At 40.4% G+C, this 9,365-nt stretch carries 13 protein-coding genes, 1 tRNA gene and 1 riboswitch; of the genes, 7 read left to right on the top strand and 7 right to left on the bottom strand.

The annotated features are described in order from the left end of the window. Positions 1-276: 276 nt before the first annotated feature. A riboswitch (TPP riboswitch) is annotated at positions 277-380 on the top strand. A 71-nt stretch (positions 381-451) separates the two neighbouring features. Together thiT and ACFVAD_RS14720 are read left to right on the top strand one after the other, a co-directional pair. Next, a complete protein-coding gene (thiT, locus tag ACFVAD_RS14725; RefSeq protein WP_386641434.1) occupies positions 452-1,036 on the top strand; it encodes an energy-coupled thiamine transporter ThiT in 585 nt (194 codons plus the stop codon). Between the two features lie 101 nt (positions 1,037-1,137). Further along, the gene (locus tag ACFVAD_RS14720) at positions 1,138-1,323 is read left to right on the top strand and encodes a hypothetical protein (RefSeq protein ID WP_386641431.1); all 186 of its coding nucleotides are present in this window, start codon (positions 1,138-1,140) and stop codon (positions 1,321-1,323) included. A 51-nt stretch (positions 1,324-1,374) separates the two neighbouring features. On the opposite strand, the gene ACFVAD_RS14715 is transcribed toward ACFVAD_RS14720, so the two are convergent. The 3 genes from ACFVAD_RS14715 to ACFVAD_RS14705 are packed head-to-tail and all read right to left on the bottom strand — an operon-like array spanning position 1,375 to position 3,617. After that, positions 1,375-2,196 (bottom strand): GNAT family N-acetyltransferase, encoded by an 822-nt coding sequence (locus tag ACFVAD_RS14715; RefSeq protein WP_386641428.1) that lies wholly within the window; start codon positions 2,194-2,196, stop codon positions 1,375-1,377. 3 nt (positions 2,197-2,199) lie between these two features. After that, positions 2,200-2,709, bottom strand: a complete 510-nt coding sequence (locus ACFVAD_RS14710; RefSeq protein ID WP_386641426.1) for a GNAT family N-acetyltransferase — start codon at positions 2,707-2,709, stop codon at positions 2,200-2,202. A gap of 14 nt (positions 2,710-2,723) precedes the next feature. Beyond that, positions 2,724-3,617: a DMT family transporter gene (locus tag ACFVAD_RS14705; protein ID WP_386641424.1), complete on the bottom strand. Its 894-nt coding sequence runs from the start codon at positions 3,615-3,617 to the stop codon at positions 2,724-2,726. Positions 3,618-3,743: 126 nt separating this feature from the next. Here ACFVAD_RS14705 and ACFVAD_RS14700 point away from each other — a divergent pair, with 126 nt between their 5' ends. From ACFVAD_RS14700 to ACFVAD_RS14690, 3 genes are all read left to right on the top strand, one after another. After that, complete coding sequence (locus ACFVAD_RS14700) at positions 3,744-4,445, top strand: MgtC/SapB family protein (RefSeq protein WP_386641422.1); 702 nt, start codon at positions 3,744-3,746, stop codon at positions 4,443-4,445. Between the two features lie 62 nt (positions 4,446-4,507). Next, positions 4,508-4,579 (top strand) — tRNA-Ala (locus tag ACFVAD_RS14695). Positions 4,580-4,771: 192 nt separating this feature from the next. Continuing rightward, positions 4,772-4,903 (top strand): YjcZ family sporulation protein, encoded by a 132-nt coding sequence (locus tag ACFVAD_RS14690; RefSeq protein WP_386641420.1) that lies wholly within the window; start codon positions 4,772-4,774, stop codon positions 4,901-4,903. A 159-nt stretch (positions 4,904-5,062) separates the two neighbouring features. Here the strand turns inward: ACFVAD_RS14690 and ACFVAD_RS14685 are convergent, their stop codons facing one another. Continuing rightward, complete coding sequence (locus ACFVAD_RS14685; protein ID WP_386641418.1) at positions 5,063-5,608, bottom strand: DUF6241 domain-containing protein; 546 nt, start codon at positions 5,606-5,608, stop codon at positions 5,063-5,065. Between the two features lie 198 nt (positions 5,609-5,806). On the opposite strand from ACFVAD_RS14685, the gene ACFVAD_RS14680 reads away from it, so the two are divergent. Beyond that, positions 5,807-6,946: a zinc-dependent alcohol dehydrogenase gene (locus ACFVAD_RS14680; protein ID WP_386641416.1), complete on the top strand. Its 1,140-nt coding sequence runs from the start codon at positions 5,807-5,809 to the stop codon at positions 6,944-6,946. Positions 6,947-6,998: 52 nt separating this feature from the next. Here ACFVAD_RS14680 and ACFVAD_RS14675 read toward each other — a convergent pair whose 3' ends face one another. Together ACFVAD_RS14675 and ACFVAD_RS14670 are read right to left on the bottom strand one after the other, a co-directional pair. Next, complete coding sequence (locus ACFVAD_RS14675; RefSeq protein WP_386641414.1) at positions 6,999-7,238, bottom strand: glutaredoxin family protein; 240 nt, start codon at positions 7,236-7,238, stop codon at positions 6,999-7,001. A gap of 74 nt (positions 7,239-7,312) precedes the next feature. Then, entirely contained in the window at positions 7,313-7,510 is a 198-nt protein-coding gene (locus ACFVAD_RS14670) for a ChaB family protein (protein WP_204420179.1), read from the bottom strand. A gap of 155 nt (positions 7,511-7,665) precedes the next feature. Here ACFVAD_RS14670 and ACFVAD_RS14665 point away from each other — a divergent pair, with 155 nt between their 5' ends. Continuing rightward, on the top strand, positions 7,666-8,376 hold the full coding sequence (locus tag ACFVAD_RS14665; protein WP_386641411.1) for an N-acetylmuramoyl-L-alanine amidase: 711 nt from the start codon (positions 7,666-7,668) through the stop codon (positions 8,374-8,376). Here the strand turns inward: ACFVAD_RS14665 and ACFVAD_RS14660 are convergent. Then, a complete protein-coding gene (locus ACFVAD_RS14660) occupies positions 8,373-9,326 on the bottom strand; it encodes a TRM11 family SAM-dependent methyltransferase (protein ID WP_386641408.1) in 954 nt (317 codons plus the stop codon). The genes ACFVAD_RS14665 and ACFVAD_RS14660 overlap by 4 nt on opposite strands. Positions 9,327-9,365: the final 39 nt, after the last annotated feature.

The raw sequence follows: 9,365 nt of genomic DNA, 5'->3' as shown, positions 1-9,365 counted from the left end.
GTTGTTACCCGGATATTCGTTTGTTACCCGTGTTCCTTGGCGACGAAATTAAATATACCATCCTACAAACTATATTGCAATACTTTTCTTGATAATTTTCAAAGCAATTTTCCTGTTTATATAGAAGGTATATAATAGGATGAGAATTCTTCATAGTTTTATAAGGTTTCTTCATATTAATGAAAAACAGATTAATGCTAGAAATGCTACTTGAAAAATATATTGTTCTTCCTCTCCGCCTCTTGTATGATAGTAATTGGACAGACAACATAACTTCATATCCACAAGGGGTGCCACTTTTGGCTGAGACTGAACAAAGATGTTCTAACCCTCTGAACCTGTTAGATAATTCTATCGTAGGGATGTGGCAAACTTATTACTTATTTTAATTAAGCAATAAAAGAGCCTAACCTCTCTTTTGTTGCTTTTTTATTTGGAGGAGGAGATTATCATGAAAAAATCGAATACGCTTTTTCTTGTGGAAGTTGCAATGTTCGGTGCTTTAGCTTATTTGCTTGATGTTTTAGCAGGAGTTTTGCCATTAAAAATATGGGCGCAGGGAGGTTCCATCTCTATTGCGATGGTCCCCGTTTTTATTATGGCATTGCGCTGGGGATTAAAAGGTGGATTGCTCACAGGGTTGATACTAGGCTTATTACAGCTCACATTCGGACCAGTCGGGGTTCATATTGTTCAGATATTGTTGGATTATATCGTAGCTTTTGTAGTGCTAGGGTTCGCTGGATTGTTCGCAAAACAGGTAGTAGATGCAGTAAAGGTAGGCAAATTCAAAAAAGCAATCTATTTTGTAACTTTCGGAACCTTCATTGCCTGCTCTCTGAGATTTCTTTCTCATTATCTTGCCGGAATCATTTTCTTTAGAGCTTTTGCTCCAGCAGGTCAACCGATTGAAATTTACTCATTTCTATATAATGGATCATACATGTTGCCTAGCTTTGTAATCTCGACAATCGTTACATTGCTGCTGATCAAGGCGGTTCCAAGAATTTTCTCTTTTAACAAATCCGTTTCTTGAGCTAACCTTCCGGGGTTAGCTTTTTTGTTTTTATTTTTACTAGAATGTAATGAAAGATTTCTACATATATTCTAGTAAACGCTAATGTAGGAGGTTCTGTAATGATTGTAGTTAAAGACGTAGCAATGGTTGTGGCTCTCTTATCTTCTATGGGGTTATTTTTATACGGATACTTCGAGGGGCTCCGGTTGTGTAACCAAAAAGGAAGAGTCAGAGGTGAGGGCGTCATCATCAGCTTTTCGCTTGCGATGGTTTTTGCCTTGATTGCGAATGATCTTGTTTCCTAAAATAAAGAAGCCGACTTATGCGAGTCGGCTTCCATTAGTTAATGACCTGATTCAAACTTCTTCAAGCAAAAAGTAATAGGAATGGTAGTTACGTTCGTTGACAAACCCAAGTTTCCTAGCAATGGCAATGGAATCTTTTCGAAACAGTTCCGTTGTCCAGTTCGGCGTATCTCCTCGTTTCAGACACTCCTCAATAAAAAGATTGGCCATAGCGGAAGCAATTCCTTTGCCACGATGTGCAGTATCATAGGTATTAATTCCAATTTCCTTGATTCCATTATGCTGATAGACCGAGACGCAGGCTCCAATTACTTTGTCTTTGTAATAGGCAGCCACCCCAAGTCCGCTTTCTAGAAACAGATCAGTGGAGTGCCAAAACTTCAATATTTCATCTGTCAGTAAATCATCATGATCCTTTAAGAGAATGTCACGGTCTATGAATGCAACTTTGTATTCTTTAGGTAGGTTGAATTTTTTATTAGAAGAAACATACTCTTCTTTAGAAAAATCAAATGCCACTCTTGTTCCTTGTTTAATAGGAATTCTTTGAAATATATTTTTCATTTCCGCTTCATCTTTTCGGGGATATGTTTCTATATTGATGTCCTCTTCACTAAAGGCCCGCGCCATCGGAAGGAGCTCCGCCTGGAACCATTTTTCAAAATCATGGCCTCCTATTTCCCCAATTAGATAAATCATTTCATGGACGGCATATACAACAAGCAACTTCGCGTTAACATGATTGTCTACATAGGCCATTCCAATTTGCAGGCCCGAAAGTACTCCCCCAATAATTGGGTGCCTGCTCACCTTGTGCTTTTCTAAAAAAGCGGATAACCCATTTGCCTCTTGAACCTTAACAAGCTCCATCATTTTTCACTCTCCAAAAAATTTCCACGCATAGGCTACCTCTTCGTATGTCTGGTCACCGATTTGTATTTGTTCGGTATCTATCTCCTCAGGGTGAAGGGATAAATAGAAGGATCGACTTGGATTGTCAGCCAGCACCCATACAAGCATAGATTTGTTGCCTTTCTCAATTATGAATTCACGCACTTTGCTAAAAAGCGCCTTTCCGATTCCTTTTTTCTGACAGCTTTGAAGGATATAGATGGCAAAAAGTTCTCCGTCCACCTCATATTTCTTCGTCCGTTCAGTTCCCGCACTTGCAAAACCTACGATATCGCCGTCCACTTCTGCTACAAAAAGACAACCTTTCTCATATCCTGCCTCTATTGCTGTCTCCCACATCTTTTTTCTATTTTCATAGGAAAGGGATTCCAAGTAGCTATCATCAATAATTCCTTTATACGTAGTTTTCCAGCTATCCACGTGCACTTTTGCAATGGATGCTTCATCACCTTTCTCCGCCAGCCTTATAATCATTTTCTGCTCTCCCTTCACTCTATCATCTCTAAAGGTTTGGCTTTCTTGTTGTCTCTTAAAAAATAGGCCACACTGAGCATGACCAGCATACCACCAGTGAACTGTGTCCAGGTGATGTATTCCTGCAATACGAAATAGGCAAGAATGGCTGCACCAATCGGTTCAAATAAGATGCTCATGGAAATGACATTGGTACTGATATACTTGATTGCCCAATTGAACAGGGAGTGCCCGAGCAGGGTGGGTAGAATTGCAAGCAACAGAAACCATAACCAATCCATTTCCGAATAGCCTGTCAAAGAATCACCCGTGAGCAATACATAAAAAAATAGCGTAATCGTGCTTACTCCATAAACAATAAAGGTATATGTAATGAGAGATAGTCTTTTCCGGACGTCCTGTCCAAAAAGTAAATAGGCGGTAACCAATGCACATGCAACCAATGCCAGTATATCCCCGAAAAGTGCCATCCCACTGATTCGGAAGTCTCCCCAGCTGATGATGATGCTGCCGATGATCGCAATTGCTCCACTTGTAATGGATTTGGGACTTAGCTTTTCCTTGAAGAAAAAGTATGTCCCAATAAATGCAAACAAAGGCTGTAAGGTAACCAGTACAGTGGAACTGGCTCCACTAGTATAGTTAAGGGATTCAAACCATAATATAAAGTGGAAAGCCAAGAAGATCCCTGCAACGACGGAAAAGATCCAATCTCGTTTCGTTATAACCTTTAATTCCTGCATATACTTATATAGGAATATCGGCAAAATCAGCAGTACGGAGAAAAGCAGACGATAAAAGGCAGTCACGCCTGCTGGAGCCTCTGCAAGCTTTACAAAAATGGCTGATGTTGATACGGTTACGACACCGATTGCCAAGGCCATATACGGATTCATCCACTTATTCATTTTTCAGTCTCCTTGTCCAGATTCCATGATGTAGATATTACTTTCTAATTGTACTGAATATTGCTATAATTTTCTAACCATTTATTTATTATTTTTTACAGCATACATAGATAGAGGAGGAGTTCGATGGAAGACATCTTGGAGTTTTTCATAGAGTATGATTTTATCATAAAACTTAGCTTGGCAGCAGTTGCCGGGGTAATCATCGGATTGGAACGGGAGTTAAAAGGAAAGCCACTAGGATTGAAAACATGTGTCATCGTATCCGTGATGGCGTGCCTTCTGACCATTGTTTCCTACGAATCGGCATTTCTCTATTCCAAAGAGTATTCACGACCGATGGATCCAGGACGTATTCCATCTTATGTTATTAGTGGAATCGGATTTTTAGGTGCAGGTGTAATCATGAGAAGAAGCAACGAGGCCATTTCCGGATTAACGACTGCTGCTCTTGTTTTAGCATCCGCTGGAATCGGAATTACTATCGGAGCAGGCTTTTTCGTCGAGGCCTTAACGGGAGTAATCTTCATTATTTTAGGTGTTAAAGTCATCCCTTCCCTATTTGACGTTATCGGGCCAAAAAAGCTCAAGGAAAAGGAAATAAAGGTCAAAATATATATTGAAAAAGATGTGAATCTAACGACGGTCATGAAGGAGATTCATAGCAAGAACCTCAACATCAAAAGGGTAAAAGTAAAAGAGGAAAGAGACGATATCGTGCTGAATTGCATCATCACAACAAAGAAAAGCATCTATACCACAGATGTCTATTATGAAATCAAAAGCTTGACCGGAGTTTTCCAAGCGGAAGTAGAAAATATCGATTAAAATATTTTTGAGAAACTATTTGCAAAAGAAAGATTTTTTGATAAAATAAATTCAGTCTTAACGGGGCGGTAGTTCAGTGGGAGAATACTTCGCTGGCAGCGAAGGGGTCGTGGGTTCGAATCCCATCCGCTCCATAACAATAATCCTTAAAGCCAATTGGTTTTGAGGATTTTTTTATTACACATTTCCAACCAAAAGATGACAGTTGACGAGAGCAAGACATAGTGGGGCATTTTTACTAACTTTACTTTTCTTGTGTATTTGTCCCTTTCGCCTCCGCATACTTTCACATAAGATAAATCACCTGAACAAAAGGTGGTGGAAGTATGAGCTATGATGGTCATAAAGGCGGATTCTCATTGGTGGTTGTTTTATTTATCCTTTTAGTAATTGTCGGAGCTGCATTTGTAGGTGGCAGTTACAGCGGAGGTTACGGCGGAGGTTGTGGAGGATATTAAACTTTTTCAGTTTGACTATTCTCAGAAATTATTTCACCCTCTTTCCTTAAAGGATTGATCAAACCAGTAAGTCCCCCTGTTTAATTTGCAGGGGGACTTATTTCTATTTATGAAAAAGAAACTTAACAGACTTTTGATTCTCCCACTATTAAGAAAGGTTTATTGCCTATTACTGAATTTCTCCTCTATAAACGCCTGCTCTTCCTTCGCACTCAAAATCCCAGTCGCCCTTCCGATAGAGCCATCCTGGAGTTCCCAGATGGCATTGTGGTCATCATCGACAGCTGTAAAGTTCTTATCCTGCCATTTTAAGAGAATTTCCTCGTACAAACTTCCATGCTTGTAGTCATTCCTATTGTGCTGAACCACTTGCAGCAACCTATCGACACGTTCCTCGGTTAAAGGGAGGACACCCCATTTTTTATCCGCTTCCACCTTTTGATGGCTCATATGGTGAATGGCGTTCTGAACGGCCAATTCCGACATATCAAATGCAAAATCTTCTTCTATTGTTGTGATGGTTTCTTGAAAATTCATCTGTGCCCCTGGTTCCACTTCTTCGGTTAATGGATTTTTCAATTTAATAATCCCACCCGATTCAGGTTCGACCGTTGCAATGTAATACACCAGCATAATAATGATAAGTGGCAAGACAACAATTATCAGCCATTTCATATTGGTTTTTAATATCTTTATTTTGTCCACTCCCCACATTTTCCCTATTTATTCTTCATTATACAGTAAATGGCATAACCATGAAACACTATAGTACAGTTTAGAAAGTGTATGTATTCTTGTCGAACAAGTACTAAAGTTCCATTTTCTAAAACTTCCAACCTTCAAGGATAATACTTTTCTGAACAGGGTATAAATAGACTATCCTAAATATTGGAGGTTATTTTATTGAAAGCTGTAACGTTCCAGGGCATTAAGGAAATGAAAGTCAAAGAGGTTCCGGATGCATCCCTTCAGAAAAAGGATGACATTATTGTAAGGATTACTTCCACAGCCATTTGTGGATCTGATTTGCATATTTACCAGGGAGCATTGCCTACTGAAAAGGACTATGTAGTTGGTCATGAGCCGATGGGTATTGTGGAGGAAGTCGGTCCCGAAGTGACGAAAGTGAAAAAAGGTGATAGAGTGGTCATTCCTTTCAATATTTCCTGCGGAACCTGCTTCTATTGCAAAAATGAATGGGAGAGCCAGTGTGATCATTCCAATCCCAATCCGGAAGTTGATACTGGGGGATACTTCGGTTTCACGGAACGTTATGGAAATCATCCAGGTGGCCAGGCGGAGCTCTTACGTGTTCCCTATGGTAATTTCATGCCATTTGTCATTCCAGAATCAGTGGAACTTGAGGATGAGGCATTGCTCTTTATGTCAGATGTTCTTCCAACGGCTTATTGGAGTGTGGAAAATGCAGGGGTGAATAGTGATGATACGGTTGTTGTGCTTGGATGCGGACCTATCGGCTTAATGGTACAGAAATTCGCATGGATGAAAGGTGCGAAACGCGTGATAGCAGTCGATAATCTTCCATACAGACTTGAACGGGCCAAGAAGATGAATAAAGTGGAAATCTTTAATTTTGATAAATTTAAAGATTTGGGCTCACATATAAAAGAAATAACGAATGGTGGTGCTGACATTGTCATTGATTGCGTAGGTATGGATGGCAAAAAATCGGCACTGGAGGAGATCGGACAAAAGCTTAAGCTGCAGGGTGGTACCCTAAGCGCATTTGAAATTGGAATGAATGCAGTCAGAAAATTCGGGACCATCCAACTGACAGGCGTCTATGGATCTAAATATAACATGTTCCCTCTTGGCAATATCTTTGAACGGAATATCAACCTTAAAATGGGACAGGCACCGGTCATTCATTATATGCCAAAGCTATTTGAGATGATTACCGCTGGGGAATTTGATCCTACAGAAATCGTTTCCCATCGAATGCCTCTTCATCAAGCTGGAGAAGCCTACAAGATCTTTAATGACCATGCAGATGAATGTGTAAAGGTTGTATTGAAGCCTTAATATAGAAGCATAGAAAGAATAAAGCTGCAGTCGAAAAATCGACTGCAGCTTCTTATTTTACAGACTCTAGTAATTTGTTGATCTCCATCGGATTGAATCCTTTTACCGCTTTGTCCCCGACTGCAGTAACTGGAATTCCCATAAATCCGAACTTTTCTACTTCCTGTTGGTAGACCGGATTTGCTAAGATATCCCTTACTTCAAAGGGAATTTCCTCTTGTTTCAGGTATTCCTTTACATATTCACAGTCCTTGCATCCCTTTGCGGAATAGACGATAACTTTCTGGTTCATCTGAAGCCCTCCTTGATGTTTGCTTTGGCTTCATTTTACCATAAAGGGACACATATATATAAGGGAACTGCTCCCTACTTTTCGACCCATTCATCCTTGTCATTTTTCTTATATTTATTCTTCACAGCATCCCATGCAACCTTATGGGCGGTTTCTTCCTTGTCATATTGTTCTGAGGCAGAGTTGAAGGCTTCTTTATAGATTTCCTGTCCGTGCTTCGGTAGATTGTCTTTGACGCCTTTTGGCAGATCTTTCAATGAATCATATGGCATCACGCTTTCCTCCTTTGTATTTACTCTTACATTATCCTTATCCTTTTCTTCAGTTGAATAAACAAACTTCCCACATAAGGAAGGAGAATCCATGATACTCAAGGAATTAATAAAGTAGATCATGTTGAATTTATCAACTAGAGTAGGGGTAGCTTATGAAAAAAATGCTTTTGTTTGCCAGTTTGATGGTCGCTCTTCTGCTAGCAGGCTGCACATCTGAAATCGCCAAGGAAATACCTTCAGATACTGCCGTAGAGGAGCGAATAGATGATCGAGCCCCTGAGAGGGAGAGAGATTTCTTCATCCCAGGGATTGAGGTAACTGATTGGATGCTTCCCAAACAGAATTCGCGTATGCGATCCGGGTCCGTCACCCATGTGATGCTGCATTTCACTAATAATGCCATGCGTAACCCGGAGGATCCCTACAATCTGGATGAAGTGTATGCTTTGTTTGAAGAATATGAAGTGTCGGCCCATTACATGATTGGGAGAGATGGGGAGGTTTATCATCTTGTACCGGAAAGCAGGGTTGCCTTTCATGCGGGAAAAGGAATTGATTTAAATTATCAGCATTACCATAATAGTTTCAATGAATATTCAATTGGAATAGAATTGCTTGCTATCGGGACAAAGGAAGAGATGTTTCCTATCGTCCCTGAGGAAATCTATGAGAGGATAGACCCTACAGATATCGGGTACACCGAGGCACAGTATACCGCATTGAACGAGCTGTTGGTGGATCTTTTAAATCGTCATCCCTCTATTAAAAATGACCGGGAACATATCGTCGGTCACCACGAATATGCCCCCGTTCGTAAAATGGATCCAGGTTCCTTGTTTGATTGGTCAAAAATCGGGTTTTAGTAGCATACAAGTATTTCTCTTGAAAAATACCCTTTCTTTGTGACACAGCGGTCTTTGATTTCAAAGCCCGCTTTTTCTATCATATCATCGATTGTTTCGATGGTAACAACGACCAGTTTATCCGTTATTCTTCGAGCGTGTCTTAAGATGTCTGCCTGATCTTCTGGTGTCGCATGTGTATAGAGGTTGTATGGCATGTCTATGATTGCGACATCATATTTTTCCGTAACATCCGCTATTGGTCCCAATGTCACATTTCCTTTTAAGTTGAAATGAGCAATGTTTTCCCTAGAGCCCTCCGTAACCAAAGGGTTAATATCCCTTCCCTCTATATGAATCCCCATGGACAATGCTTCAACCAGTACGGTACCGATTCCACAACATGGATCAATCGCTCTTACTCCATCTGGATGTGGAACGGCTAAATTGGAAACCGCGCGGGCGACCCGAGTGCTTAATGCAGTGGAATATTCGCGTGGCTTCTTTGTGTGCTTCAACCATACCGCTTCATTTTTACGATAATTGCCAAAGTACCATCTACCACCATATGCCACAATACCAAAGATATGCGCGGGATTATGGACATCCGCCTCTCCATGGATGCGTGCCCCAAGGTCCCGTTCCATTAATCTTCTCTCGTTGTATTCAATTTGAGCTTCTTTTTCAAGGTCATTAATCTTGATGAAGATGATTTTGAACGTCTTATCCAACATATCTATTTCTTCGACCTGCTCTAGAATATCCGAAAGTTCATCCCCAGAATATAGAACTTCGATACGTTCCCTTATAAAAGGGCTTCTGCTTGGATCTATGTTAATGGTGCTTTTTATTATGTTATAGGGTGATTCCATGCCAAAAAAAGAGCGCATCTCCAAGTGGCTCAAGGATCGCTCTTCAGGGCTGCTTGCATATGTATAAATAAATTCCTGGGTGTCCAATTTCTTTTCCAACTACTACTCATCCTCTATCTTGTTAATGCTTGCCTTTAA

The sequence above is a fragment of the Sutcliffiella sp. NPDC057660 genome, from assembly GCF_042800035.1.
Taxonomy (GTDB): Bacteria; Bacillota; Bacilli; order Bacillales; family Bacillaceae_I; genus Sutcliffiella_A.
This window is presented reverse-complemented; position numbering and strand designations above follow the sequence as displayed.

What these genes read in the sequence shown, in the direction of transcription:
- ACFVAD_RS14700 (WP_386641422.1), top strand. Translation starts at nt 3,744, where the DNA reads ATGGAAGACATCTTGGAGTTTTTCATAGAGTATGATTTTATCATAAAA.
- ACFVAD_RS14670 (WP_204420179.1), bottom strand. Translation starts at nt 7,510, where the DNA reads ATGCCATATGATTCATTGAAAGATCTGCCAAAAGGCGTCAAAGACAAT.
- ACFVAD_RS14720 (WP_386641431.1), top strand. Translation starts at nt 1,138, where the DNA reads ATGATTGTAGTTAAAGACGTAGCAATGGTTGTGGCTCTCTTATCTTCT.
- ACFVAD_RS14715 (WP_386641428.1), bottom strand. Translation starts at nt 2,196, where the DNA reads ATGATGGAGCTTGTTAAGGTTCAAGAGGCAAATGGGTTATCCGCTTTT.
- ACFVAD_RS14710 (WP_386641426.1), bottom strand. Translation starts at nt 2,709, where the DNA reads ATGATTATAAGGCTGGCGGAGAAAGGTGATGAAGCATCCATTGCAAAA.
- ACFVAD_RS14690 (WP_386641420.1), top strand. Translation starts at nt 4,772, where the DNA reads ATGAGCTATGATGGTCATAAAGGCGGATTCTCATTGGTGGTTGTTTTA.
- ACFVAD_RS14705 (WP_386641424.1), bottom strand. Translation starts at nt 3,617, where the DNA reads ATGAATAAGTGGATGAATCCGTATATGGCCTTGGCAATCGGTGTCGTA.
- ACFVAD_RS14675 (WP_386641414.1), bottom strand. Translation starts at nt 7,238, where the DNA reads ATGAACCAGAAAGTTATCGTCTATTCCGCAAAGGGATGCAAGGACTGT.
- thiT (WP_386641434.1), top strand. Translation starts at nt 452, where the DNA reads ATGAAAAAATCGAATACGCTTTTTCTTGTGGAAGTTGCAATGTTCGGT.
- ACFVAD_RS14665 (WP_386641411.1), top strand. Translation starts at nt 7,666, where the DNA reads ATGAAAAAAATGCTTTTGTTTGCCAGTTTGATGGTCGCTCTTCTGCTA.